The sequence below is a fragment of the Anabaenopsis sp. NIES-4685 genome (assembly GCF_059725405.1).
Map to the genome: position 1 here is coordinate 2,553,376 of NZ_AP043602.1, position 25,615 is coordinate 2,578,990.

Below are 25,615 nucleotides of genomic sequence, written 5' to 3' on the forward strand. Positions count from 1 at the left end.
GTCCTAGGAAGAGCGGCAAGCTGTCTTCATTACCAAGTCTTTGGATACAATTCTAGAAGTCACAATCTTATATGCTTACACAGAAGCCTGAACGCAAGTTTTAGCTAAGTACACGCTCCCATAGCTTTGCCTGGCATAGCTATAGATAGCTTTTCCTCCCTGCTTACTAGGGGAGTGAACTAGTCCATTGAATGGCCACGCAGTGAAAATTCTCTTGCTCTGATTCTAACGCAACCGAGGGAATTAATTGCCATTATGTCCTATGTCAGACTTGGCTAGGGTCACGCTCCGCCATCAGCGCAGCTATGCCCTAGGTTTTAAGTCCTTGAGGGAGGCTCTAAATAAACCATTGCTTATTAGGGATTATACACCTAAAACTAGCTGGTTGCGGTGGATGTGCAGCAATTGAAATTCTTCGAGCGATACTATTTCCAGCATAGACAGTATTTGTTCGGGACGCAAGACCACACCATCATGGCGACAACTTCCTAGATAATGCATAACAGCTGTAGACTCTGCTGTACTGGTTTCAGTTTCTACTAATTCCAGTTCAAACAAGCGGGAGCGCAGATTTACTAATTCCTTCTTCCCTGATTTGCTAGTTTTCTCCCACCATAGATCATTTTTGGCTTTGATGGCATCAATCCATTCTTGCCATTGTGTTGCTGTTACTGATCTGGAGGTTGCTAGCTTAATTACATAAGCCGCAGCCTCAATGACTTGGTTAGCTGCGGTGGCTTTCAAGTCTATACTAGCAACTTTATATATGGGGATGTCCCCGGGCAGTTCCTGAACTAGTTGCTGTCGGAAATTCTCAACTTCCACTGGCTGGGTTAACTCAAAATCTACAATTTCTCCACTGCTGGTGGCCCCAAGAGCTAAAGCGCTGGCGATCGCAATCCGGGGACCCGGATGAAATCCACCGGTAAAGGCAATGGGTATACCTGATCTGCGGATGACCCGATCAAACAGGCGTATTAAATCCAGGTGGCTCACTAAAGCCATGGACTCTTGCTTACCAAACCAGACGCGTAGTCTTTGGGTTTTATTTGTATTGGGAACAAAATTGCCGGGAAATTCTGGTATTGGTGGCGGTGAAATCACAATGTTATGTCCGAAGTCTGTGCCGCAGACACCGCAGTGTGAGCAAGCTGCAAAAGAACAATCCGGGACTACTGCCGCTGCTAAAGCCCGTTTTAAGTCTTCCTGCAGCCATTTTTTATCGATGCCTGTGTCTATATGATCCCAAGGTAAGGGCATATTTAGGGAGTCTGGCGAAGGTAGTGGGGGAGTGAAAACCGAATTTACGCCCCTTCCCCTTCTCCCCTCAACTTTGTCTTCCTGGCTATCAAACAGATTCCACTCGCCCTTTTCTACCCGCCTATATTTCCAATCTAAACCAGCTTCGGCTATGGCTGTTTCCCAAGCACCAAAGGCTGCATCTAAATTTTCATACCAGGAATCCATACCGGCTCCTAATTCCCAGGCGCGACGGACTACTTTCCCTAGTGTGCGATCGCCTCTGCCCACAAAGTCTTCCATTGCCGAAATTCGGACATCGGTGAAATTCACCTTAACACCCCTAATGCGACGGAATTCTTGTCTGAGCAAGTTTTGTTTCCGTTTGAACTCTGTAGTAGAAACTGAGTGCCATTGAAAAGGCGTATGGGGCTTGGGTGTAAAGTTAGAAATTGTCAGGTTAAAGTTTAGTGGTTTTCTGCCTCTACCGCGACATTCTCGTTGTAGCCAACTGACTGTTTCCGCAATGCCTACCACATCGGCATCTGTTTCCCCCGGCAACCCAATCATGAAATATAACTTAATTTTATCCCAACCTTGTTCCCAAGCTGTCTTTACGCCTCTTAATAATTCTTCATTAGTTAAACCCTTATTTACAATATCCCGCATTCTTTGTGTGCCGGCTTCTGGCGCAAAAGTTAGTCCACCTTGCCTGGTTCCACCCAGAATCTTGGCAATATTTTCATCAAATCTATCTACCCGTTGACTAGGCAGTGTCAGGGAAATATTCTCCGTTTTTAACCGGTTTTTGATTTCCATCCCTACTGCTGGTAAGGACAAATAATCGGAACAACTCAGGGATAGCAAGGAAAACTCATTGTATCCAGTAGCCCGCATTCCTTTTTCAATGGTTGCTACTACCTGTTCTGGTTCCACATCCCTGGCTGGACGAGTCAGCATTCCTGGTTGACAAAAGCGACAACCACGTGTACATCCTCGCCGAATTTCCAGTGTGAGACGGTCATGGACGGTTTCCATGTAAGGAACTAAACCAATGGAATATGCTGGGATTGGGGTTGCTACCCTGCGGATAATTCGTTTTGGCACATCCTTTCGGCGAGGATGTACTGAGCCATCCGTTGCCATATCGTAAAATTGAGGGACATAGACCCCTGGTATCTGAGCCAAGTCTAGGAGTAGATTTTCCCGACTTAGTTTGCTTTGTTTCCCTTCTGCCAACACTAACCCAATTTCTGGTAGTAATTCTTCCCCATCGCCGAGGGCGAAAAACTCGAAGAAGTCGGCGTATGGTTCGGGGTTTGATGTGGCCGTGCTGTCCCCGGCAAAAATTAACGGGTAGTTACCCTCGGCTCTTTCTTGCCATGTGAGGGGGATTCCCGCTAGGTCTAACATTTCCAGGATATTAGTTGCTCCCAGTTCATAACTGAGACTAAAACCTAAAATGTCAAATTCTTCTAAGCGTCGCTTTGATTCTACGGCAAACAAGGGTGTATTGGTTGCCCTCAGTTTTGCTGCCAGGTCAGATCCTGGTAAATAAGAGCGATCGCATAATTGTTGGGGCTGGGCATTGAGGATATTATATAGAATAATATGCCCTAAGTTAGACGAGCCGACTTCATACACCTCTGGGTAGGTTAAAGCCCAGCGTATTGTGGCCTTATGCCAGGGTTTATGTACTGCCAATCGCTCATTACCCAAGTAACGCGCTGGCTTTAATATATCCGCTGTGATTAATTTCTCAACTGCAACAACCACTATGCTATCTTCTTAGCTACCTTAATTACAGCTAATCTACTATAATTTAGCATTAATGTAGCCTGTGCGGTACAGTTATTCAATCCTCATGGCCAGATTTTTGTAAAAATACACCTTTTTCCGTTGCTGAATCACAATCTACAATTATAAATTGCAGTTGTTGGTAGATTTATTTGGTACATTTATACTGTTACATATTCAACACCGTTTACTAACTTATCTATCCCGGTGTGGGTGAGGGTCGGGCAAGCGTAGGGGGACTAATTGATACTTTAACTGTACAGCGCCAACTTTTGCTTCTGATGTTTTCCCACCTATTCCGGTAACTTTGCCGAATTTTTATCAAACTTAAGATGTTTGATAAAATTGTCGTAAATACAGGATAAAATGTGTATCTGTATACTTTTTTTCCCATCCATCTGCAAAACAATCTACATAGACCGCCATAGAGGAGATAAAATCAGCGTAACTTTTCTGACAAAGCTTACGGGGTTAGTAACTCAAACTAATTAACTCACTCTCAGGTTTAGATGCAAAGACTTGATTTATTGTCATGCTGGACAGGGTTGCATACCAAGGTTAAAGACAGATTATTTATTCCATCCTCTAATGATATAGTTCACACCAGCATGAAAAATTCAATCACATTGTATACCTAACAGTATCTTGGACAGGAATTATCACATATAGTCTTGGTATATTACTGATGAGAACTAAATACATTATCCGTCAACTGGTTGAAAAAGCCCTTGATATTCAAAAATTAACCCCCGAAATCGAAAATGAAATCAATTCAGAACTAACTCAAATGGGTTACATTTCTGATGTAGATTATGAAGCTCTAGAGTTATTAATGGCAGAAATGGATGCGGGTAGGGTGAAGTTAGTACCCAGTTGGGGTTAAGTACTGCTTGCTGACAAGGGAAATCCCGGGTCATGGCTAGTGTTTTTCGCGGAAATTTAGTATTTATTTCACCTGTGTGGCGTAAACTGTGCTAATGAGCATCCATAACTTGCATTAGTCATAAACCACCATGCAGCCCGCTAAACGTTTAGAAAAAATTCCTCCTTATTTGTTTGCTGAACTTAACAGCAAACGGGAACAACTTGGGCTTCAGGGAGTTGATATCATTAATCTGGCACTGGGCGACCCAGATAAACCAACTCCTACTCAGATTCTTCAGACCATGCATCAAGCAATTGATGACCCCTCCACCCACAACTACCCCCCCTATCAGGGAACACAAGAATTTAGGGAGGCGGCGGTTAATTGGATGGAACGAAGGTTTGGGGTGACAGGGTTAAATCCACATACAGAAATTATCTCTTCGATTGGTTCCAAAGAAGCAATACATAACACCTTCTTAGCTTTTGTAGAGGCGGGAGACTATGCCCTGATACCGGATCCTGGTTATCCTGTGTATAAGACTGCCTCAGTTTTTGCTGGTGGTGAACCATATAGTATGCCGTTGAAGGTAGAAAACAATTTTTTACCTGACCTAAATATAATTCCTGAAGAAATTGCCCGTAAGGCCAAATTATTGTGGATTAATTATCCCAATAATCCCACAGGAGCCATAGCCAGCCTGGAATTTTTGGGAGAATTGGTTGATTTTTGCAGGCAGTATAATATTTTGCTATGTCATGACCATGCTTACTCAGAAATGGCTTACGATGGCTATAAACCGCCGAGTGTCCTGCAAGTTCCGGGTGCGAAAGATGTCGCCATTGAATTTCACAGTCTGTCTAAATCCTATAATATGATGGGCTGGCGTATTGGTTTTGTGGTTGGGAATGCCACTGGTATTCAAGGACTGAGACAGGTAAAAAGTAATGTTGATTCTGGAGTATTTAAGGCAATTCAAAGAGCCGCGATCGCAGCCTTCTGCACTAGTGATGCAGAACTCTGGGCGTTAATGTCAGGTTACCAAAAGCGTCGTGACATTATTGTGCAAGGATTACAGTCTTTAGGCTGGCCGATTGAACCTCCTGAAGCTACACTTTATATCTGGGTACCTGTACCTCTAGGATATTCTTCCCAAGAATTTGTATCTTTATTGCTTGACAGATGTGGCATTATGGTAGCTCCAGGAAATGGTTATGGTGTCATCGGCGAGGGCTTTTTCAGAATAGCCCTGACCATTCCCGATGAACGGATGTATGAAGCCATTCAACGCATGAGAGATGCTGGTATTCGTTACGCTTAATTTCGGGCGGCGAATAGGCATGAGGACGGTAAATTCCTTCCCCTAGTCCTCAATTCCTCGGTATATCTGCTGAATAAATTGATAATATTGCTGTTGAGCACCTGAGTCTAGTTGGCTTTTGGGTTCTTTAGCTAAAATCTGGCTCAAAAAGGTAATGACCTCCGTATCTAGGGCTGGTCGCACCAAATTAAGAGGACAAAGCAAATGTGAACCATCTCGCAGATCAGTAATAATTGGTGGTTCTGGTGCACAGTTAGCTAACAGCAGGGGACGTAACCAGCACAGCTGACGAGCAACCACGACTTGGATAACTTCTGCAAGTAGATTCTTTTCACTATGGTCTAAAGATACAATTTGTCCTGGTTGAAACTCTAGGCTCATATTCGTTAAGTTGACGAAGTGGCGGCTTATTTGATTGTAAAAGCGAGAATGGGCTATCTCAAACCAAGATATTGAACATACCTTAATTTCAGATTATCAGAAATTTCTGGGCAGAGTGGAAAGCGTTCAGCTTCAAAAAAAGGGTGGGAGGTTAATCTTTGAGGTTTGTATCGGGATGTTATAGCATAAGTAAATAAGTATTAAGTCAATGCTATCGACTGACTTAACATCTACTTTGTTGTCAATCATCGAAATTAAAAGCAAACAGCCGTGTCTGTAGAAACCATTGAGAAGCGTTCCACATCCCGCAAGCTTCCTCGGTACCGGGTTTTGCTCCATAATGACGACTACAACTCCATGGAGTATGTAGTACAGACACTATTAACTACAGTACCGAGCTTGACCCAACCCCAAGCAGTAAGCATTATGATGGAAGCCCATACTAACGGTTTGGCTTTAGTCATTACGTGCGCTCAGGAACACGCGGAATTTTATTGCGAAACATTAAAAAGTCATGGTTTAAGTAGCACCATTGAACCGGACGAATAAGACAATATATTGCACTTATTCCTCAAAATCCCATGAAAATCAACCTAATTCGGTTAGCCCACAGTCCTGTTACCATCAGGCTGGGTTATTTTGTTGCAGCCTTATTAGTCCTATGGGGACCCTTCGCCATCCCGATTTACTTGTTAGTTAGTGATCCTAACTTAGTAAGTATATTGACAATCGTGCTGTTATATGCTCAATTTATTTTGCTGTTGCGGCTATGGGGTAAAAATGTCTATCACCAACCCCAGATATTCAGACAATATGGTGGGGAAATCACCCGGACTAATGCAGTGGATTTGCTGAATGGTTTAGCTACTGGTATAGTTGGCATTCTGGTAGTGTTTGGGCTACAAGGTTTTTTAGGTTGGCTGGTATGGCAACAACCGCAGGTTTTCTGGCCGAGAATAATTCTAGAGGGTTTAATTGCCTCTTTGGGTTTGGGGTTTGCGGAAGAGTTATTATTTCGAGGTTGGTTACTGGATGAACTAGAACGGGACTATAGCTTAGGTGTGGCACTTTGGGTCAATGCTGTCACCTTTGCTGCATTGCACTTTATTAAACCGTGGGAGGCAATTATTCAAACATTACCCCAATTTCCAGCTTTGGTATTGCTGGGGTTAACGCAGGTATGGGCTAAACGCTGGCGTGGGGGAAAATTGGGTTTAGCGATTGGTTTACATGGTGGTTTAGTTTGGGGCTATTACATAATTAATGTGGGCAATTTAATTGAATATACTGGTCAAGTTCCTGATTGGGTGACGGGTGTAAATAATAATCCTCTACAAGGAGTGATGGGGGTGGTGTTCATGGGAATACTGGCGGTGTGGATGCGTTGGCGAGTCCTAGCTTAATACTTTTTTAACAACCTGTGGCGATGACTGTCCCCAGTAAGCAAGTCTGATCTAACTTGACCCCGGTCAAATTTGCCCCTTCCAACTCAGCACAGAGGAGATTGGCGCCGGTGAGGTTCGCCCCGGCTAAATTTGCGCCACGTAGGTCAGCTTCTTCTAAGTCGGCTCCACTTAATAAACTTCCTTGCAAATCAGCACGACTTAAGTCAGCACCTTTGAGATTAGCGCCGGTGAGGTTTGTACCCCGTAAGTCAGCACTGCGTAAGTCAACACCCTGTAGGTTGACATTCATTAAATTAGCACCACTCAAGAAAGCACCAGCCAGGGAGACATCAGCCAGTGTGGCCCCCATTAAGTTGGCTCCGCGTAAATTAGTACCACGCAAGTCGGCACTGGTTAAGTCGGCTTGCATTAAGTTCGCTCCCATTAGGTTCGCTCGCAGGTCAGTTTTTTGCAGGTTTGCGCCCATCAAGTTGGCTCCCTGGAAATGTCCGCCTTCAAGTTTGGAACCGATGAAATTAGTACCGACTAAGTTAGCGCCTGCGAGATTGATCCGGCTCAAATCGAGTTGGGAGAGTTCCTCGTCTTCTAAGTTAGCTCCTGGAAGTTGTTTGAGTTTTCCTGATTTAATGGCTTCAATATTCATGGGGATGACTGGTAATTAGGAAGCTCAGAGGTTTTATCAGTGAGGTTGTACTGTACTGGTTTGTTGATACTTATCCCATTGGGAGTCAAGGAGCCATAGGCCGGTGCTGACTTTCAGTGATATCACGGGTAAGTCTAGACCCTGCTGTAAACCCATAACTAATAAAGCTAGAGCATCTACAAGTTTAGGGTCAAAGCGGGTTGATTGTTGTTGTCTGCATGCCTCTAAGGCTTGGGTAAATATTTCTTGGGGAGTGTTTGGGGATGATTTGATGTTGTTGACGCGGCACTGGAAATCGGAGACTAGGGCTAAAATTCTCGATTCTAAGGGAATTTCATCTCCGGCTAAATTTGCTGGTTCCCCTGTACCGTTCCACCATTCGCTTTGGTGGGTGATAATTTGGGCAATGGCCTGGAGTCTGGACATGGTTCGCAATACCTGGGCTCCTGGTACTAGGGGACAAGTTAAGGGACAATGGGGCGCTTGTTCTTGGTAGCGGGTAGATGTACCGGGAGTGAGAAGGCTTTCCGCTTTTTGTAGTGGGTCTATACGGTGTAAAAAACCTGCTAGTCGCAATCGTTTAATCTGCCATGCTGGTAGTTCTAAAAGCTGCCCCATGATTTCAGCAAGTGCTACGACTTCGGCGCAGGCCATGGGATTTTGGACATCTGCCATATCGATTAATTGCGCCATCCGTAAAAATGCCTGGATTTCATTAGAAACTAGGTTACGGTCTAAGGCCTGTTGACTGGGAGCGGTGCTAAGTGGTTGTGGGTTCTGTCCTGTCTCGAGATAATCTACTACGCGGGAGACAACTGCACTTAAATGTTTTGGCGTAACTGGACTATAATGTATATTTTTTTGACGGTTGATTAGTTTTTCTGCTAGTTCTGGATTGTATTCTTGAATGTGGGCGATCGCCAAGTTGGCTGTTTCTTGCACTAATTCTGGTTCAAATGTCCATAAGCCGTAGAATTTCCGCTCTATATCAGAGGCTGGTCTACCATCGACACCATAATCAGACTCTGATAGCTCTTGACAAAGTACCATCGCTGTGTATTCTGGTGACAGGATAATTAAGTGCCACTCCTGGGCTACTGGGTCAAGTGGATTTAATGGCACTAAATCCACATTACTAAGTTGGCTAGTGGGATGTTCTACAAAGCCTGTATCCGGTGTCGCCATAATCACAATTTGCTGGCTACACTGAGCCATATCTGCGTATCTTTCGGCTTCTTGGAGATACCATTTACCTTGTTGAAAGGCTGTAATAACTAAAGGTGAACTATCTTCACTTAAGATGTGGTCTTCTAAAGCATGGCACAGAGAAACTAACGTATTTTTGTAGTAGACCCCAAGTGCAAGCGGTCTAGTAGTATTGCGGTGTGCTTTTTCCAGCTTTTGTAGTATGGAACCTTCTAACATAGGCTGTCATAATTGGTAGGTAATTCTGAATTTTGATCGGAATTTTGAATTGGGCGTTGCTGAATTAAACTATGAATTTACAGCAGATTGCAGCTTGATGGGTAATATATAATAAATCTTAAAACTCTTGTAGGGTAGACATCCTGCCCGCTGAGGAAATCATCTAAATACAAGTTACCATATTAGAGTGGTTCTATAGAACCCCCCTAGGGACGTTGTGATATTGTGACTACGGCGGCGAGAGGATGTCAAATATCTATGATACACTTAGAGGCTGTTTTTCTTTCTTGTCTATAGGTGCAGAAAGTGCTTCTTCCAAATTGGCACAACCCAATTTTTCCTCTAGGATGTTCATAACTTCGCGCCCGAAGTCATTAGGGTTTTGTTTCCAAGCTTGTAAGCAGACTTCCCCAAAGAAAGAACCAAGGGGCTCAGGATTCCAGAGGAGTTTTTTAGCTGTCCATGGCATCAAGCTCATGGGGTTATATCCTGGTTTAAGGATACCTTCTTTTAAGGCATATTCTTCTAAATGGGTATGGGGTTGGAGTCCAATAAAAAAGATAGCTGGTTCAACTTTATCAGCGCCAAAAATTCGTTCTAGTTCCCGGTGGTAGGCGATGGTTTGGCGGATGGTTTCGGGACGTTCGTCAATGACGTTAAAGGAATAGTTGACGGAAACTAATTCGTTAAAGCCAGCTGCTTTTAAGTCGCGACAGTTTTGTAAGACGGTGCGTAAATTGTAACCCATACGCATTTTGCGAACTAGTTCCTGAGAACCACTGGTAATCCCAATTTCAAAGTAGTTCATCCCGGTTTTGACCATCAAGTCACACAACTGGGGTGTTAAGTTGTCGGCTCTGATGTATGCTGCCCAGTGGATATCTGTCATACCAGAATCGACAATTTTCTGTAATAGTTCTACAGCATCATCAATAAATTTACGTGCCGGGATAAATTGAGCATCAGTAAACCAGAAGTTGCGAATACCGCGATTATATAATTGGCGAATCTCGGTAACTACTTCTGCTGCTGGGTTGATGCGGACTTGTTTACCTTCTACGACGGTGTAAACGCAGTAACAACAATTGTGGGGACAACCGCGCTTGGTTTGTACGCCAATATAAAAGTCTTGTTCTTGCAGGTAATAGTTAAATTCTGGCCAGATACTTTCTATATAGTCGTAGTTACAGGCGGTTTTTTCTAAGGGGGTGGGTTGTTCATGAATTAGGCGTGGTCGTGGTTGAGTTTCTCCCACTACATAGCAACGTTCATCTTGAATTTCTCTACCGCTTAAAAGTTTTGCGATGAGTGTTTCACCTTCACCTACGGAAATAATTGTCCCTGGGGGTAAGGTTTTACCCAATTGTTCATAAAATACACTGACTGCACCACCGCCGACAATAGCACGAGCATCAGGGTGATATTTTTGGGCGCGTGTTAAACCACGTTTGATTAATCCTTGGTTGCGCCACAACTCCACATAGTAAGCGATAAAGATTCGCAAACCGCCTAAAGCTCCACGTAATTTGATCAGGGGATTCTGAGCATAATAAAACTCAAAGGCGTTTTGTAGTGGGTTACCCCCACGTCCACCCACTGGAGCATAAATTTGAATATCACGCCAAGAAAATACTAGGAGTGTGGGTTTAAATTCATCGATACAGGTATCTAGGCTGGATGCGTAATCTAAAGGTGGTACTGTTCCCAAATCAAAGATCCGTTGTTCAATGTTGGGGAATAGTTTGTGAATGTGATCTGAAAGATATACTACCCCAATGGGAAATATGGGGTTACAGGGAAGGCGAACGTAGAGGATGCGATTTTCCATCATGGGTTTTTGGGCTTTCACCTTGCAGTTGTTTATGAAAACGATAGACAGATATGCAGTTGAAAACTGTTTGTTTATTTTAGTTGGCTTTGTAGTTGACAATTGCTACTGCGATGAACAGTGCGGACAATTGTGGGAATAGTTGGATTTGCTCGGAGTCAAAGGACATAAATACATGAATATATTTGATGAGCAAGATTGTTATATATCTTTACCATAACATTGAGTTTGGCTATTCAGGGAGCAAACCGCCCTGTGGGAGTCAGAATCAGTGATCCGAGTCCAGTAAAATTTAAAATCACTCTGGGGGAGTATATTTTTTTTACTAAAGTTATGATAGTTGATTAAGGTTTCATAACTTGAACATATATTTAGATAGAAATAGCGTAGAAAATTTCGGTTGGTAGTCGGAGTTACAGCATCTTGGGATCAGGCAATGTTAGTTTAAATAGTGTAATGTAAAATTGTAGCGTAAAGCTCCTCCGCAGTTATGCCTCAAATATTAGATCCTCTACCACCTGAGCAATCTGAGCATATCCTTTGTTGCTACGTTAATGCTACAAACAAAATCCAGGTGGCTCGCATCTGCAATATTTCTAATTGGTACTTTGAAAGAGTTGTTTTTCCAGGACAGCGCCTTGTGTTTGAAGCTCCATTAGAAGCTCAAATGGAAATTCATACGGGAATGATGGCCAGTGCAATTTTATCTGATACAATTGCGTGCGATCGCTTGGCTATGAGTGAGCCTACTAGTAATGAGTTTCATACAGACTCAATAGATATGGACACCATGAAGACACAACCAACGGTGCAGTCAATTAATAACCAACTTGAAAATACAACAAAACCTTTAACAATTGCTGGCTGAGTCTGGATTAAAAAAACAATTTTATCCAATTTCGGGGTTGCCAAATTCAGCAACCTTTTTGATTGACTCTCCGGGTCCCCATCTGGCTCCATTTCCATTTACAATCAATGTCATGAATTTACCTTCTTTTATTTGGTTGTGGAAAATAGCCGCTTGGTCGATGGGGTTATCGCTGGTAGGGTATCTGCTCCTAGCAGTTACGGGTATTTGGATGTTTCGGGAAAGAACTTTGGCGCATTTCCCCAGGTTCCGCTGGTTCCTGGGGGACGTAGAGAAGTGCGATCGCTGCATTATACAATTGGTATCACTATGGTTAGTCTAGTGTTACTACTGCTAGCCATTGGCATTATTGGCACTATAGGACACTTTGGCTCATTGGGACACTCATCACACTTGATGGCTGGGTTAATAGTAGTAATATTAGTTTTGCTGTCTGCTTGGAGCGCCACACAAATTAACACTAGGCGTTCTTGGGCTAGACCTTTACATATTGGTGTGAATATTATTCTCTTTGGTGGTTTTATTTGGGTGTCCTTGACCGGTTGGATTGTAGTACAAAAGTATCTACCTTAGAGGCAGTGAGAGAGGCATGATTATATTTTCAAGGTTTATTGTTTTGTTTGGTGGATTGTCAATAAATCATCATAATTAAGAAAATAATTTCATCAAGTCAATTGCTAAAAATACTGATGGTAGCTTGCAATTACAGTTATTGATGATGTATTGTGATTTGTATTACTTTTTGCAAAAAAAATTACTGCTGTAGAGAAATCAAACCACGGTGGTTAATTGCAAAATGTTAATTCATACAAAAAAATAGATTTTCCTGCTATCAATGTATACCAGTGAATCCATCCAGTCTTCTACCAGAGGCAAAATTGGCTCAACCAGCCGTATTTTAGTAGTAGAAGATGAGGAGTTAATCCAAGAGATGCTAGCTTTAGCCTTGGAAGAAGAAGGTTTTAGCGTCATAAGTGCTGCGGATGGGCAATCAGCTGTAGAGTATTTCCAAAGTTGTGAAGCCAAGTCAGGGGAACCCGCTTTTGACTTAATAATTCTTGATGTCATGCTTCCTTATGTTAATGGTCTAGATATATGTCGGTTGCTGCGTCATCAAGGAAACCCAGTACCAATCTTGATTCTCAGTGCTAAAGGTAGCGAAACTGACCGGGTTTTGGGCTTAGAAGTAGGAGCGGATGATTACCTGACTAAACCCTTTAGTATGAGGGAATTAGTGGCTCGCTGTCGGGCTTTACTCCGTCGCCAACGCTTAATTACCTCGCCACAAATACAAGTATTAACACACAAGACTGTGAGTTTAAATCCCCAAGAATGTCGTGTGCTTGTCCGTGGTCAAGAGGTGAATTTATCTCCTAAAGAGTTTCGCTTGCTGGAACTGTTTATGAATTATCCTCGCCGTGTCTGGTCTCGTGAGCAATTGCTAGATCAGATTTGGGGTCCTGAATTTGTGGGTGACAGTAAAACTGTGGATGTTCATATCCGCTGGTTGCGGGAAAAACTAGAAGATGACCCTAGTCATCCAGAATACATTGTGACTGTCAGAGGCTTTGGCTACCGTTTTGGTTGAAAACTCCTACCGAAGATGCAAGTACTTGTTAATTTAGGGTTTTGAGCATTTTTCTGATATCTGTGGAGATAGTTGTTAGTTTTTATTAATGATCAAGTAACTAACAACTTATAGTCTCATGCTCTTATTGGGATTTTTTCTGGGTTTAGCGGTAGGTACTGGGTTGTGGATTTGGCAACAGGTTCAACTAAAACGCTACTTAAGGGGACTAATAGAACCCTCAAGCTCTGCTCATTCTCAGGTGGTGCTGGGACTAATACCTCCTTTGCATCGCAAAATAACCACCATCAAGCAGCAGCAGCAAAATTTGCAGCAGTCCCTAAAAACCTACCAAGACTTGCTGGATTTTGCTCCCATAGGATATTTGCAGGTAGATGAAGAAAATCAATTGCTGTGGTGCAATCAGCAAGCGCGACAAATATTATATCTACAAACATGGCAACCTGGACAGGTGCGGCTGTTACTAGAGTTGGTGCGGTCTTATGAACTTGACCATTTAGTGGAAAAAACTCGCGATCGCCAAGCATTACAGGTAAAAGAGTGGATATTTCACCCCTCTTCTGATTGCGCTTTTCGCGGTACTAGCGGTACTAAAAGTAATGGGGTATCAGGGGTATCGAGGATAAAACCCCTGGCGTTGCGCGCTTCCAGTTTACCACTACCCAATGGACAGGTGGGGGTATTTCTGGAAAATCGCCAACCTGTACTAGATATGAATCAGGAACGCGATCGCTCTTTTTCTGACCTAGCTCACGAACTCAGAACCCCCTTGACTTCCATTCGTTTGGTGGTGGAAACTTTACAAAACCGCTTAGACCCTCCCTTGAATCGTTGGGTTGATCGGCTAATGCAAGAGGTAGATCGGCTGATTAACTTAGTGCAAAGCTGGTTAGAACTGACTCAAATGGAAGCCAACCCCGCTATGCAATTGCATTTGGAAGTTGTGGAATTGCGATCGCTGATCATATCTGTGTGGGAAAGCTTAGAACCATTAACCCAAAAGCAACACCTGTCTATATCCTACTGCGGCCCAGAAAATCTGTGGATCAAAGCCGACCCTGGGCGTATTTATCAGGTTTTTCTCAACTTGCTGGACAACAGCATTAAATATAGTCTTCCTGGTAGCACTATTCAAATTCAAGCCCAAATCCTATCAATACCAGACACTGACAGTCGCCTAGTTCCTATTTTGGAAATAAATCTCATTGATTCCGGACTGGGTTTTTCCGAAGCAGATTTACCACATATATTTGAGCGATTTTACCGGGGAGATAAAGCTCGGACTCATTCCTCACTACCAGAAAATAATTCTCTGGGTGCAATTGTGGGTAATGGTTTAGGTTTAGCTATTGTGCGACAAATTATTGTCGCCCATGGCGGTTCTATTAAAGCGATGAATCATCCAGAAACCGGTGGAGCTTGGTTAAAACTTCAACTTCCTGAAGTTATGGCAAACTACCCAAGCCAAGACTATAGTTAAGAATATCTTCACCTTTGAGATTAATCAGTGTGCAAGCTGCCTTGTATGATCGCAACTCTCAACCGCAAAATCCCCAATTAGCACGTGCCATCAGGCGCTTGGAACGGGATATATTACGCATGGGAGCTTTGGTAGAACAATCCTTCCGCCTCAGCCACCAAGCCCTATTTTCCCGAGATTTAACAGCATCTCGGGAACTCCCCCGATTAGATAAAAAAATTGATCGCTTTTATAGACAAATAGAATCAGATTGTACGACAATTATCACACTCCAAGCACCTACAGATCAAAACTTACGCTGTTTAAGTGCCTTTATGCAGTTAGTGCGAGACTTAGAACGTATTGGGGATTATGCCGAGGATTTAGCTAACATTGCCGTAAAAATTTTTCCTTACCCACCACATAGCTCTTTGCCAGAGATTGAGGAGATGTCTCACCACGCACAAGCCATGCTAGCAAGTAGCTTAAAAGCCTTAGCTGATTTGGATGAAGTTGGGGGACGAGATTTAAAGCGCTTAGATGATACTGTAGATCATGCTTATGATCGAGTTTATCAAACTTTAGCCCAGCAAAGAGATGTACCGGGGGTAGTGGAGCCGATTGTACTCCTGGCGCTGGCAATTCGTTGTTTAGAACGGATGGCAGACCATGCTACTAACATTGGTCGCCGGGTAGCATACATTGTTACGGGACAAAGTTGTTAGGGGGTGATTGTTCCCTTCGACTGCGCTTACGGGAACATATTGATTTGGGTGGTTGAGCGAAGTCGAAACCACGATACCCACAATACCCTTAACTTTTGTTAAGTAACATACAATTTACCAAAATATTACCTTTTCTTAAACTTACTTAATTAGGCTAACTCTAGTTGCCCCAATATTAAGTACTTACATCATGTATCCCACCAGTCTGACCCCAAAGTTATCTGATGTATCTCATGACTCTATCCCCGGTGGAAAATTACCACAAAGATTATTTACTCGCCGCGAATTAATTCCCCCTGACAAGGATGTTCTGTGGCGTATTGATCGCGGCGCAGTTCGTACCTTAACCTGGAACGAAGATGGCATATTTATTGCTCTGGGTTATTGGGGAACTGGTGATCTGGTGGGACATTGTTTAACTAAAATCCAACCCTACCAAATTGAATGTTTAACAAGCGTAGAAGTTAGTATTGTACCCCCGGAGCTTTGGCACCAGTATACTGGTGCTTTCCTATCACACATTCAAGATTCAGAGGAAATATTAAGTATTGTACATCTCAAACCGATGTCCTTACGTTTGGGAAGGTTCCTACTGTGGTTAAGTCAAAAATTTGGGCGCGATGTAGAACAGGGGAGATTAATTGACCTAAATATTACCCACCAGGAAATATCAGAAGTCTTAAATACTACTCGTGTGACTATAACCCGGACTCTACAGGAATTTGAGGAACAAGAACTACTCCTACGCTACAAGCGGCGAATTATTCTTCTATCACAAAATAATCAGATAAAAAATAGAGTATCAAAAAAAATGATCATGGGCTTGTGTTAATTATAAAAATTTTGGTATATTCAAAACTGAAGCTATGAAAAGATCAGCAGAAAAAGCCTAAAGCTTTGCTGTTATCTCAACTTATTTGGTGTGAGTGAAACTTAAGAACATGACAAAACTACTTTGGAACGCCCTCAAAGTTAGCCCAGCAATTGCGGCTCTATTCTTTGCTAATACAGCCCTGGCTGGTGAACTAAATCAAAAAACAACCGTTGCTCAATTGTCCCAAGAGGCTAACAGCATCGGTCAGGTAACATCTGTTTCTCAATTTTCTGATGTCCGCCCCACAGACTGGGCATACCGCGCATTACAATCTTTAGTAGAGCGCTACGGTTGTATCTCCGGTTTTCCCGACAATACTTTCCGCGGTAACCGCACCTTAACTCGTTTTGAATTTGCAGCGGCTTTAAACGCTTGTTTAGACAGAGTTAACGAACTAATCGCCACTGCAACCGCTGATGTCATTACAAGACAAGATTTAGCTTCATTACAGCGGTTACAAGAAGAATTTTCTGCTGAATTGGCAACCCTGCGCGGTCGTGTAGATGCTCTGGAAGCTCGCACTGCTGAGTTAGAAGCTAATCAGTTTTCTACCACCACCAAGTTATCTGGGGAAGCTATTTTTGGCTTGTATCAGGCTTTTGGTGAGAAGCAAGCGGATAGGGACACAAACCCTGATAACAATCCCGATCTACAAAGCAATACCGCTTTTGCTAACAGAGTACGCTTAACTCTCAATACTAGCTTTACTGGTAAGGATAGGTTGCAAACTCGGTTGAATTACGGGAACTTTGTAAGACCCACCACAGGGACTAACATGACCCGTCTTGGTTTTGAGGCTAGTGATGATCTTAACATCGATAAAGTTAACTACACCTTCAACCTGAGTGACTCCGTACGAGTCAAAATCGATGCGGTGGGTGCTGACTTAGATGATAACGTCCCTAACTTCCATCCTGACTTTGCTAGTTCTGGTGGCGGTGCTATTTCTCGTTACGGTCGTTTCAGCCCCATTTACCGCACAGGTGGTGGTAGTGCTTTAACTGTCAACTTGAATCCCAGTGGTCCTTTAACTTTAAGCGCCGCTTATGTAGCATCCAATGCTAACAACCCTAACGAGAAAAATGGTATTTTCGATGGTGGTAGTACAATCTTCGGTCAAGTGGCTTTCAGACCCAGCAATGCTTTAAATGTTGGTTTTAGCTACGCACGTGCTTATCAAAATAGTGAGTCTGGTGTAAACCTTTTTGGTAGTACAGGAAGTAGGATAGCTAACAACCCATTTGGTGATGTTGCAACTTCTGCTGACCACTATGGTTTCCAAGCTAGTTTAAAACCTAGCTCGTCACTGACCCTAGGCGGTTGGGCTGGTTTCAGCAATGCTAAATCTGAAGTTAGCAATGCTGACGCGGATATGTTCTACTGGACTAGCAGTTTAGCTGTTAAAGACTTTGGTAGAGAAGGTAACGTATTGGGTCTGATCTTTGGTCAACCCCCCAAGATTACAGGTGGTTCTTCAGCAACAGGTACTTCTCTAGAGGAGTCCGACACCTCCTATCATTTAGAAGGTCTCTACAAAATGCGCTTCAGCGACAACATTACCGTCACTCCCGGCGTATTGGTTATTCTCAACCCTGAAAACAACGATAATAACGAAACTATCTATGTAGGTACACTGCGTACCACCTTCAGATTCTAAAGCTGTCGTGAACAGTTAATTAAAAAGCCCGCCTTGGTGCGGGTTTTTTGGTTTTCGCTTATAGGGCGCATTTTATCTGGGTGAGGTAGACAAGGGAGGGCACCGATGCCCACCCCACAAGATTTATGATATTAAGATGTGTACTTTATTTACTTGAATAGTGCTGTATATCCGCAGGAGGTCGATCGCTACTCCAACCCCACCACACATAACTACACTGACAATGGTAAAATTCTTGCCATTTGCGACGGTGGTCTGGTGTGATGACAGGCGATCGCCTATTAATCCAAACTTTTACCGCTTCGAGGTTACTAGCGTGACAACTAGGACAGCAGAACTGGTGAGCATGAACCGCTTGATTTGTCCATTCAGGGGCGATGGGAGCAAAAGCATCCATTTAATTGGTAGTTGGTAATTCAGAAGGTTAAGCTGGTTAACTATTCTTTAAGTACAACAGTCATAATCATAGAATACACTAATATCACCTCAGTCACCTAATAGAGTATTTTGGTAACCAGAGCAGAGACTGTGAACAACTGTAATTATGTCATCAACAATTATTGTTATGGAGTCAAAGGCTGAGATTCGCCGGTTACTAAATGTCATACCTGCTTCTAGTCGGATGACGGTAAAAATTGTCAGCAAGCCCAAGCAGCCCAAGGTAATTGATGCTACTTTTCCTCTACCTTGGACACGGGAGCGAGTCATATCTATCAATTTTAATTTCTGGTCTTCCTTACCGGAACCCCAACGGGATTTATTAATATTGCAGAAGGTAAGCTGGTTAACACAGGTGAAGTGGTTTCAACCCCAGATTTATCAAGGTGTGGCGATCGCTGGTTTGGTAGCGGGAGTGATGGAGTCAGCACAGGGGGATGTTCTGGGTGTGGGAGTTGCTACGGGATTAAGCGCCATGGCGCTGCTGCGGATTTGGCGGGGTAACAAATCTTCGGAATTAGAGTTAAACGCCGATTTAGCAGCTATAGCGATCGCTCAACGTCGGGGTTACTCAGAAACTCAAGCAGCGGAGCATTTATTATCTGCCATTGAGGCGATCGCTGGTATCCAAAAAAATGGTAGTTTAGATTTTAATGAATTAATTCGTTGTCAAAATTTACGGGCGATCGGCAATTTATCACCTGTGGGTATACCAAAAAGCATCTGACAGGCGATGAACTGGTAGAGAAGCAGGGGAAAAATTGATAAGCTTGAGGTAAGTAAAAAAATGATTTATTTTTATGTCTCTTGATACCATCAAAAACCATATTGAAATAACACCGGGAATTTGTGGTGGTAAACCCCGAATTGCTGGACATCGGATTCGAGTTCAGGATATTGTGATCAAACACGAACAAATGGGGATGTCAGTAGATGAAATTCTAGACCATCACCCTGGTATCAGCTTATCTGATGTTTATGCGGCTTTAGCCTATTATCATGATCATCGAGATGAAATTCGTCAACAAATGAGAGAATCAGAAACGTTTATTAAGGGAGTATCAGTACAAACACCCTCGATTCTCAAGCAAAAACTGCAAACTGAATAATGGTCAACGAGATTAAATTTCATTTAGATGAAAGCGTGAGTAATGCTATTGCATTGGGTTTGCGTCGTCGAAAAATAGATGTCACAACAACTTCAGAAGTCGGATTAATCAGCGTATCAGACCAAGAACAACTTATCTTTGCTGCGTCTGAGAATAGAATATTGGTTACTCATGATGATGACTTTGTTAATCTTCACCATAGTGGAATCAATCATGCGGGAATTGCTTATTGTGACCAAAAACGCCGCTCAATCGGTCAAATTTTGCAGACTTTAATTCTCATGTGGGAAGTACTTGAACCACCAGACATGATCAACCAAGTTGAGTTTTTATAAGAGTTAGATAACGCAAGGAGTCTAGTTTAAATGGTCTCGTTGAACCCAAGAATCCCCGTGTTTAGACCCTAGGGTGTACACACAAGTAATCCTGGGAAAGGTTTCAGCCTTTTTTCAGCCAGGAATTTAAGCTTTGGTTAGGCTGCAAATCAAAAAGGTGCGTTCAATAAAGCACCCTACCAGATCGATGATCGCACTGGGTGTGGGAGTTGCTACGGGATTAAGCGCCATGGCGCTGCTGCGGATTTGGCGGGGTAACAAATCTTCGGAATTAGAGTTAAACGCCGATTTAGCAGCTATAGCGATCGCTCAACGTCGGGGTTACTCAGAAACTCAAGCAGCGGAGCATTTATTATCTGCCATTGAGGCGATCGCTGGTATGAAAAAAAATGGTAGTTTAGATTTTAATGAATTAATTCCTTGTCAAAATTTACGGGCGATCGGTAATTTATCACAGTGATAGACCTGATATTCATATCCGGTCACTCCCGGTAAGTTCTGAAAATCAAGTGAACATTGTTGTTGTACTGTCTCCCCTATAGGAGCATGAAAATTAACTAACCATAAATCAAAGGGGCGGGGTAATTGTTTAACAGTTGTGCCTAAGGCTATAGTAGAGGTATTAGGGTCCTGGTCTTGATGGGCTAGGAGAAATTGGGTATTAGTCTGTGAACCTGAGAATTTTAATTCCCTGGCTATACTGATCATCTCTCCGGTTTGTACTAAAGTTTTATGGGTTGTGGCTATCAACACTGGTTGTGAAGAATTTTCTTCAATCACGGGAACCAATAAATCAGGGCGGTAATATTTGCGATAACCCAGATTAAAGGTAACTGTAATGGCGCTAAGTAATCCCATCACCCAAATCAGGATGACAGCTTGTTTACCGGTGATACCCCATTGACCAATGTTGGGATTTTGATAACAACTTGCTAGAGTCGCACCCAGGAGGATCATCACAGCGGGAAAGTAAACAAAACTATAACGAGCGCCCCGTGTGATATCTATACCCAGGAAGTAAGTAAAGCAGAAAAATAAAGCGATCGCTCCTAATATCACCCCAGCAAACACCTGAGTGATGAAACTAGTTTCAGGGTTTTGTAGTTGTACTTTAAGACCAGCAATTAAAATAGGTATTGCCCAAATAAAGAAAATTAACATTACCAACCCGGAGAGAATGATCACCGTTAACTGTGGTGCTTCCACCGGGAGGAGGGAAATCATGGTAATCCAGGTGGCTAAAGCTTGGAAAATAGGGCTAATCCAACTTAGTCCCACCCGTTCACCTTGAATCCACTCTGTTAAAGCACCAATATGACGATTTTGCAACCAGGTAGGTAACCAAACTAACCCAGCTACAGCAGTACCAGCTGCAATCAAATATAGTCGCCGCCAACTGGGAGAGAATAACACCCAATTTTTTGCCTGTGTTTGTTGTTTCCCCGCTACAAAAATCAACACTAAAGCAATGGCGCTCAGAGTGAGAACAAAAAAGTAATGAGTAGCAATACCCAAGGCGTTAATACTTACCCAAGCAACAATTAACCACATGGGTAATAAGGTTTGGTTTTGCAAGTGATTGATAGCAATCACTAAGCAAGCTAAGGAACCCATCACCCAGAGGATAGCCAAACTATAATGACGTGCTTCCTGTGCTAAATAAATACCGTATGGTGAAACTGCGATCATGGCCGCCGATAATTGTCCCACTAATGCAGAACGAAAAGCTAACTTACCCAAAACATAAGCACAGGGAATAGAAACTGCACCCAGTAAAGCGGGAAATGAGCGCGCAGCAAACAATGATACTATACCTTCTTGATGGGGAAATAGTTTCATCCACAGATGAACCATTACAAAATATATAGGTGGATGGCTATCTTCTGTGAGGAGATGATGAATTACATCCCCCACACCAGCGGCGGGATTTATTTGTAATGGCTGTAATAATATATCAGAGGCGATCGCTTGATCTAAGGGTATTGGTAAAAAACTATTTCCCAAGCTAAACACCAAAGTAGCAATTTCATCAATCCAAGGTGGTTTAGCTGTTAAGTTGGTGAACCGTAAAGCCACACCTATTATGAACCATATCAGCAACAGTAAAGGATGAAACCAGGGAGCGGAAACGGTAGAGCGCCAATCTTTATTGAAATACATATACTTGTAGAATTTTGGCTGGCTGAAATTAAAAAAATGATGTACTAATATCTAATGAATTTATCTATTGTTTGACCTCGGATATTTTACGATAAATTTGTGTGGTTTCCATGTTCCTTAAGAGTGTATAATCTGTTTTGAGTGTTCTTTCCAGTAAGGCGATCGCTTCTGGATGACTTTGTAAATACCAAACATTTTCCTTTTTGACAATAAACTCAGGTTTTTGTGCCAACACTTCCAGTAATGCTTGATTAGTATTAGCAGTTGGACCTTGGAGAACACGTAGTAAATATTCTTTGGATATATTTGATGGATGGGTGACTATTTTTGTAGGCGGTTTCAGGTTCAGGAGCCAATAAACCAGATGATGATCCATCATATATGCTGTAATATCACTTCCTCCCTGTTCAGCTAAATATTTAGCTAAATCATATTCTTTCCCGTATAAGATTGATTGTTGTGTCACCAGACGCACCCCTATAGTTTTGTATTCATTCAAACTGGGTGTAACCGTGAGCATCAAGGTGACTATGAGTATGAAATAACCTGGTTTTAAGTTTAAATCCAAGATTTTCATCAACCAAGATGCTAATACCAGAGCCAAAAAAGGAGCCAGTTGAATCATATAATGACTATGTGCCGCACCACTATTTAAAATCGACCATTCAGTACCAAAAAAGTATATCAATAAGTATATAAATTTATTTCGTTGCTGTGAATATTTTTTCTGTTGTTTAATAATTAAAATAATCTGATAACAACCTATTAAAAATATAATCCCCCAAATATCATAAATTTGCTTAAATATAATTTGCCAGAATGGTATTTGAGAATGTGAGTAAGCTAACGAAGCATCAATTACCGCAGCCTTAAATAGGGCAAAATTGTTTGTCGCTATGTATGGTAAAAACAAAACTATGAATGGAATTAAACAACCAATTCCATAGGCAAATATGGATAATAAACTTTTATAATGTAAATTAAAATTATTAATGCTTCTAGCTGCAATATATAAACCTAAAATTAATGCTACATAAGCTAAATTTAGGCGAATCATACAAGCGGTTCCCATCAGCAAACCAACAATGAAAAATTTTAGATTACTTAATTTAAGCTCTTTCAAGAGCAGGGCTAATGAACCGAGTAAAGGTACAATAGCTATATGCTCGGTCATCGTAGATTTACCATCCATCAACGGACCAGTTAAAATAACAAAGATAATAGCAGCTAATAAACTCAATTTTCGTCCCCACACACAGCGACAAATATAGTAAGTCAGAATGGCTGATATGATTACGCATATTGTCCCAAATAGGCGAATAGATATGATAGATTTACCAAAAGCTAAAATAGGTAAAGCATAGCTAAAGAATGCAAGTGGTGGCTTTAAATCCCATATTTCTACATATGGTAAGTTACCATTTAAAATGGACTGACCCATTAAAATAAATGTACTTTCATCCCAATTGAATGTAGAACGGAAGAAAAAGGGTAAGCGGAAGAACAGAGTAAATAGAGTTATAATACACAGATGCCAATATCTCATGATGGGTATTTTTAGGATTTATCCAAGTCGTAAAAGGGTTAATTCTGTAGGCAGATATTTACTGATTTAACCATAGTTCCTCTCTTCAATAACTCGGATATGGTCACAAATTCATATCCCTGGGGAGTGTAAGCACTCAAAATTCTTTCCACCACTTCTACAGTATTATGCCGACTAGCATATACTCCCCCTTTCGCGACACCATCGGAGTCATGTAAAAGTATGATGCTCCCATTGTGAAAGCTTTTTTCAAATATATTCATCATTTCTCCCGCTGACTTACCTCGCCAGTCCTGTAAATCCACATCCCAAAATATAATGGGTTTTTGCATCTGCTTTAAAACATTAAGCATTGTCATCAGTTACAGCAAAGCAGATTTTTAGTAACTGAGATTACTTAAATTATTTTTTTAGATGTTCAAAACCAGCAGAAAAAATATGATAATTTTAATACAAATTTGTTAAGAATAGTTACAATACCGTAACGGAAGGAAATATTATTTATGGTAAATTCACTTGAGAATACCCCACCACATCAAGTGGTGATTGTTGGTGGAGGCTTTGGTGGACTGTATGCGGCCAAGGCACTTGCTAAGGCGAAGGTAAATGTTACCCTGATCGATAAACGTAATTTTCACCTATTTCAGCCGCTGTTATATCAAGTTGCTACGGGTACCCTATCACCTGCTGATATTTCCTCGCCATTACGCTCGGTGCTGAGTAAGAGCAAAAATACTCAGGTGTTGCTGGGGGAAGTAGATGATCTTAATCCAGAGGCACGGGAAGTAATTATAGGTAAAAAAAGAGTAACCTATGATACGTTAATTGTAGCTACAGGTGCGAAGCATTCCTATTTTGGTCAGGATGAATGGGAAGAATTCGCCCCAGGTTTGAAAACCGTAGAAGATGCTATAGAAATGCGTCGGCGCATATTTTCGGCATTTGAAGCCGCAGAACAAGAAACAGACCCTGAAAAACGCCTAGCTCTACTGACCTTTGTGATTGTGGGTGGTGGCCCGACTGGTGTAGAATTGGCAGGGGCGATCGCGGAATTGGCATACCAAACTCTCAAGGAAGATTTCCGCAATATTGACACTTCAGAAACGCAAATTTTACTGTTAGAAGGAATGGATCGCATCCTTCCACCTTTTGCGCCAGATTTATCCGAAGCTGCAGCAGCATCTCTCAAGGAGTTGGGTGTGGTTGTGGAGACCAAAGCCTTGGTAACCAAGATTGAAAATGATGTTGTTACCCTCAAACAAGGTGAGGAGGTCAGACAAATCCCGTCTAAAACTATTTTGTGGGCTGCAGGTGTCAAAGCTTCACCCATGGGAAAAGTCTTAGCTGAACGCACAGGTGCGCAGTGCGATCGCGCCGGGCGTGTGATTGTAGAATCTGACTTGAGTATTAAGGGGTATGATAATATTTTTGTAGTTGGTGATTTGGCTCATTTCTCCCATCACAATGGGAAACCTTTACCAGGGGTTGCACCTGTTGCTAAACAGGAAGGAGAATATGTTGCGTCACTGATTCAAAAACGGCTTCAAGGTCAAACTTTGCCATCCTTCAATTACACCGACCACGGTAGCTTGGCAATGATTGGGCAAAACTCCGCTGTGGTAGATTTGGGTTTCATCAAGTTAAAAGGTTTCTTTGCATGGCTGTTTTGGCTATTGATTCACATCTACTTTTTAATTGAGTTTGATAATAAGTTGGTAGTAACCATTCAGTGGGTATGGAACTATATTACCCGTAATCGTGGAGCTAGGTTGATTACAGGTCAGCAGGTTTCTCTAAAAGTAGAAGTTGATGGGAGTACTCATTACCAACCATCAGTAGATAGGCGTCCAGTTAACGTTTAGCCTTTAGTGTGTTTAGGTTGGCTGCAATCGGGTGTTTTTCGGTGAAACCCCTGTAGAAACGTTCCCAGGAACGTTTCTATACCTAGATT

At 42.3% G+C, this 25,615-nt stretch carries 23 protein-coding genes and 2 pseudogenes; 16 read left to right on the forward strand and 9 right to left on the reverse strand.

Annotated elements, in window-relative coordinates; translation table 11 throughout:
* Positions 1–363: 363 nt before the first annotated feature.
* The gene (locus AC6IZ0_RS10910) at positions 364–3,015 is read right to left on the reverse strand and encodes a TIGR03960 family B12-binding radical SAM protein (RefSeq protein ID WP_497722925.1); all 2,652 of its coding nucleotides are present in this window, start codon (positions 3,013–3,015) and stop codon (positions 364–366) included.
* A gap of 706 nt (positions 3,016–3,721) precedes the next feature.
* Here AC6IZ0_RS10910 and AC6IZ0_RS10915 point away from each other — a divergent pair.
* Together AC6IZ0_RS10915 and AC6IZ0_RS10920 are read left to right on the forward strand one after the other, a co-directional pair.
* Positions 3,722–3,919, forward strand: a complete 198-nt coding sequence (locus tag AC6IZ0_RS10915) for a hypothetical protein (RefSeq protein ID WP_271733716.1) — start codon at positions 3,722–3,724, stop codon at positions 3,917–3,919.
* Positions 3,920–4,049: 130 nt separating this feature from the next.
* Entirely contained in the window at positions 4,050–5,222 is a 1,173-nt protein-coding gene (locus AC6IZ0_RS10920; RefSeq protein ID WP_497722926.1) for an LL-diaminopimelate aminotransferase, read from the forward strand.
* A 42-nt stretch (positions 5,223–5,264) separates the two neighbouring features.
* Here AC6IZ0_RS10920 and AC6IZ0_RS10925 read toward each other — a convergent pair whose 3' ends face one another.
* Positions 5,265–5,603, reverse strand: coding sequence for a hypothetical protein (locus tag AC6IZ0_RS10925; RefSeq protein WP_271734024.1), 339 nt, complete (start codon positions 5,601–5,603; stop codon positions 5,265–5,267).
* A gap of 270 nt (positions 5,604–5,873) precedes the next feature.
* On the opposite strand from AC6IZ0_RS10925, the gene clpS reads away from it, so the two are divergent.
* Both clpS and AC6IZ0_RS10935 read left to right on the forward strand, forming a co-directional pair.
* On the forward strand, positions 5,874–6,152 hold the full coding sequence (gene clpS, locus AC6IZ0_RS10930) for an ATP-dependent Clp protease adapter ClpS (protein WP_497722927.1): 279 nt from the start codon (positions 5,874–5,876) through the stop codon (positions 6,150–6,152).
* Between the two features lie 32 nt (positions 6,153–6,184).
* Positions 6,185–7,006 carry a CPBP family intramembrane glutamic endopeptidase gene (locus AC6IZ0_RS10935; protein ID WP_497722928.1) on the forward strand — a complete coding sequence of 274 codons (822 nt, stop codon included), beginning with the start codon at positions 6,185–6,187 and terminating at the stop codon, positions 7,004–7,006.
* 7 nt (positions 7,007–7,013) lie between these two features.
* Here AC6IZ0_RS10935 and AC6IZ0_RS10940 read toward each other — a convergent pair whose 3' ends face one another.
* From AC6IZ0_RS10940 to AC6IZ0_RS10950, 3 genes are all read right to left on the reverse strand, one after another.
* Positions 7,014–7,652, reverse strand: coding sequence for a pentapeptide repeat-containing protein (locus AC6IZ0_RS10940; RefSeq protein WP_497722930.1), 639 nt, complete (start codon positions 7,650–7,652; stop codon positions 7,014–7,016).
* Between the two features lie 36 nt (positions 7,653–7,688).
* On the reverse strand, positions 7,689–9,077 hold the full coding sequence (locus tag AC6IZ0_RS10945; RefSeq protein ID WP_497722932.1) for a DICT sensory domain-containing protein: 1,389 nt from the start codon (positions 9,075–9,077) through the stop codon (positions 7,689–7,691).
* A gap of 256 nt (positions 9,078–9,333) precedes the next feature.
* Entirely contained in the window at positions 9,334–10,908 is a 1,575-nt protein-coding gene (locus tag AC6IZ0_RS10950; protein WP_271734038.1) for a photosystem II high light acclimation radical SAM protein, read from the reverse strand.
* A 487-nt stretch (positions 10,909–11,395) separates the two neighbouring features.
* Between AC6IZ0_RS10950 and AC6IZ0_RS10955 the strand changes: the two genes are divergently transcribed.
* The 7 genes and pseudogenes from AC6IZ0_RS10955 (at position 11,396) to AC6IZ0_RS10985 (ending at position 18,076) form a co-directional block, all read left to right on the forward strand.
* Complete coding sequence (locus AC6IZ0_RS10955; RefSeq protein ID WP_271734028.1) at positions 11,396–11,773, forward strand: DUF1830 domain-containing protein; 378 nt, start codon at positions 11,396–11,398, stop codon at positions 11,771–11,773.
* A gap of 112 nt (positions 11,774–11,885) precedes the next feature.
* Positions 11,886–12,346: pseudogene (locus AC6IZ0_RS10960) on the forward strand (DUF4079 domain-containing protein).
* A 262-nt stretch (positions 12,347–12,608) separates the two neighbouring features.
* Positions 12,609–13,361: a response regulator transcription factor gene (locus AC6IZ0_RS10965; RefSeq protein WP_271734030.1), complete on the forward strand. Its 753-nt coding sequence runs from the start codon at positions 12,609–12,611 to the stop codon at positions 13,359–13,361.
* 118 nt (positions 13,362–13,479) lie between these two features.
* Complete coding sequence (locus AC6IZ0_RS10970) at positions 13,480–14,841, forward strand: PAS domain-containing sensor histidine kinase (RefSeq protein ID WP_271734031.1); 1,362 nt, start codon at positions 13,480–13,482, stop codon at positions 14,839–14,841.
* Positions 14,842–14,870: 29 nt separating this feature from the next.
* A complete protein-coding gene (phoU, locus tag AC6IZ0_RS10975) occupies positions 14,871–15,545 on the forward strand; it encodes a phosphate signaling complex protein PhoU (protein ID WP_271734032.1) in 675 nt (224 codons plus the stop codon).
* A gap of 190 nt (positions 15,546–15,735) precedes the next feature.
* A complete protein-coding gene (locus AC6IZ0_RS10980; protein WP_497722933.1) occupies positions 15,736–16,377 on the forward strand; it encodes a Crp/Fnr family transcriptional regulator in 642 nt (213 codons plus the stop codon).
* 109 nt (positions 16,378–16,486) lie between these two features.
* Positions 16,487–18,076, forward strand: a complete 1,590-nt coding sequence (locus AC6IZ0_RS10985) for an iron uptake porin (protein WP_271734034.1) — start codon at positions 16,487–16,489, stop codon at positions 18,074–18,076.
* A gap of 145 nt (positions 18,077–18,221) precedes the next feature.
* Here the strand turns inward: AC6IZ0_RS10985 and AC6IZ0_RS10990 are convergent, their stop codons facing one another.
* Entirely contained in the window at positions 18,222–18,473 is a 252-nt protein-coding gene (locus AC6IZ0_RS10990; RefSeq protein WP_497722934.1) for a hypothetical protein, read from the reverse strand.
* A gap of 168 nt (positions 18,474–18,641) precedes the next feature.
* Here AC6IZ0_RS10990 and AC6IZ0_RS10995 point away from each other — a divergent pair, with 168 nt between their 5' ends.
* From AC6IZ0_RS10995 to AC6IZ0_RS11010, 4 genes and pseudogenes are all read left to right on the forward strand, one after another.
* Positions 18,642–19,241 carry a DUF3318 domain-containing protein gene (locus tag AC6IZ0_RS10995; RefSeq protein ID WP_497726039.1) on the forward strand — a complete coding sequence of 200 codons (600 nt, stop codon included), beginning with the start codon at positions 18,642–18,644 and terminating at the stop codon, positions 19,239–19,241.
* Between the two features lie 73 nt (positions 19,242–19,314).
* Positions 19,315–19,623 (forward strand): DUF433 domain-containing protein, encoded by a 309-nt coding sequence (locus tag AC6IZ0_RS11000; protein ID WP_271764111.1) that lies wholly within the window; start codon positions 19,315–19,317, stop codon positions 19,621–19,623.
* A complete protein-coding gene (locus AC6IZ0_RS11005) occupies positions 19,623–19,958 on the forward strand; it encodes a DUF5615 family PIN-like protein (RefSeq protein WP_497722936.1) in 336 nt (111 codons plus the stop codon). The genes AC6IZ0_RS11000 and AC6IZ0_RS11005 overlap by 1 nt, the downstream gene beginning before the upstream one ends.
* A 196-nt stretch (positions 19,959–20,154) precedes the next feature.
* A pseudogene (locus tag AC6IZ0_RS11010) lies at positions 20,155–20,418 on the forward strand (DUF3318 domain-containing protein); the annotation flags it as partial.
* Here the strand turns inward: AC6IZ0_RS11010 and AC6IZ0_RS11015 are convergent.
* From AC6IZ0_RS11015 to AC6IZ0_RS11025, 3 genes are all read right to left on the reverse strand, one after another.
* Complete coding sequence (locus tag AC6IZ0_RS11015; protein ID WP_497722938.1) at positions 20,382–22,118, reverse strand: glycosyltransferase family 39 protein; 1,737 nt, start codon at positions 22,116–22,118, stop codon at positions 20,382–20,384. The pseudogene AC6IZ0_RS11010 and the gene AC6IZ0_RS11015 sit on opposite strands and share 37 nt — an antisense overlap.
* 64 nt (positions 22,119–22,182) lie before the next feature.
* Entirely contained in the window at positions 22,183–23,559 is a 1,377-nt protein-coding gene (locus AC6IZ0_RS11020; RefSeq protein ID WP_497722939.1) for an ArnT family glycosyltransferase, read from the reverse strand.
* A 143-nt stretch (positions 23,560–23,702) separates the two neighbouring features.
* The gene (locus AC6IZ0_RS11025) at positions 23,703–23,996 is read right to left on the reverse strand and encodes a polysaccharide deacetylase family protein (protein ID WP_497722940.1); all 294 of its coding nucleotides are present in this window, start codon (positions 23,994–23,996) and stop codon (positions 23,703–23,705) included.
* Between the two features lie 171 nt (positions 23,997–24,167).
* Between AC6IZ0_RS11025 and AC6IZ0_RS11030 the strand changes: the two genes are divergently transcribed.
* Positions 24,168–25,526 (forward strand): NAD(P)/FAD-dependent oxidoreductase, encoded by a 1,359-nt coding sequence (locus tag AC6IZ0_RS11030; protein ID WP_497722942.1) that lies wholly within the window; start codon positions 24,168–24,170, stop codon positions 25,524–25,526.
* The last annotated feature ends 89 nt before the right edge of the window (positions 25,527–25,615 follow it).

Coding starts and splice junctions, on each gene's coding strand:
- AC6IZ0_RS10935 (WP_497722928.1), top strand. CDS start 6,185: ATGAAAATCAACCTAATTCGGTTAGCCCACAGTCCTGTTACCATCAGG.
- AC6IZ0_RS10955 (WP_271734028.1), top strand. CDS start 11,396: ATGCCTCAAATATTAGATCCTCTACCACCTGAGCAATCTGAGCATATC.
- AC6IZ0_RS11000 (WP_271764111.1), top strand. CDS start 19,315: ATGTCTCTTGATACCATCAAAAACCATATTGAAATAACACCGGGAATT.
- AC6IZ0_RS10940 (WP_497722930.1), bottom strand. CDS start 7,652: ATGAATATTGAAGCCATTAAATCAGGAAAACTCAAACAACTTCCAGGA.
- AC6IZ0_RS10985 (WP_271734034.1), top strand. CDS start 16,487: ATGACAAAACTACTTTGGAACGCCCTCAAAGTTAGCCCAGCAATTGCG.
- AC6IZ0_RS11020 (WP_497722939.1), bottom strand. CDS start 23,559: ATGGGTCAGTCCATTTTAAATGGTAACTTACCATATGTAGAAATATGG.
- AC6IZ0_RS10920 (WP_497722926.1), top strand. CDS start 4,050: ATGCAGCCCGCTAAACGTTTAGAAAAAATTCCTCCTTATTTGTTTGCT.
- AC6IZ0_RS10945 (WP_497722932.1), bottom strand. CDS start 9,077: ATGTTAGAAGGTTCCATACTACAAAAGCTGGAAAAAGCACACCGCAAT.
- AC6IZ0_RS10970 (WP_271734031.1), top strand. CDS start 13,480: ATGCTCTTATTGGGATTTTTTCTGGGTTTAGCGGTAGGTACTGGGTTG.
- AC6IZ0_RS11030 (WP_497722942.1), top strand. CDS start 24,168: ATGGTAAATTCACTTGAGAATACCCCACCACATCAAGTGGTGATTGTT.
- AC6IZ0_RS11005 (WP_497722936.1), top strand. CDS start 19,623: ATGGTCAACGAGATTAAATTTCATTTAGATGAAAGCGTGAGTAATGCT.
- AC6IZ0_RS10915 (WP_271733716.1), top strand. CDS start 3,722: ATGAGAACTAAATACATTATCCGTCAACTGGTTGAAAAAGCCCTTGAT.
- AC6IZ0_RS10925 (WP_271734024.1), bottom strand. CDS start 5,603: ATGAGCCTAGAGTTTCAACCAGGACAAATTGTATCTTTAGACCATAGT.
- AC6IZ0_RS10990 (WP_497722934.1), bottom strand. CDS start 18,473: ATGGATGCTTTTGCTCCCATCGCCCCTGAATGGACAAATCAAGCGGTT.
- AC6IZ0_RS10980 (WP_497722933.1), top strand. CDS start 15,736: ATGTATCCCACCAGTCTGACCCCAAAGTTATCTGATGTATCTCATGAC.
- AC6IZ0_RS10950 (WP_271734038.1), bottom strand. CDS start 10,908: ATGATGGAAAATCGCATCCTCTACGTTCGCCTTCCCTGTAACCCCATA.
- AC6IZ0_RS11015 (WP_497722938.1), bottom strand. CDS start 22,118: ATGTATTTCAATAAAGATTGGCGCTCTACCGTTTCCGCTCCCTGGTTT.
- AC6IZ0_RS10965 (WP_271734030.1), top strand. CDS start 12,609: ATGTATACCAGTGAATCCATCCAGTCTTCTACCAGAGGCAAAATTGGC.
- AC6IZ0_RS10995 (WP_497726039.1), top strand. CDS start 18,642: ATGGAGTCAAAGGCTGAGATTCGCCGGTTACTAAATGTCATACCTGCT.
- AC6IZ0_RS11025 (WP_497722940.1), bottom strand. CDS start 23,996: ATGCAAAAACCCATTATATTTTGGGATGTGGATTTACAGGACTGGCGA.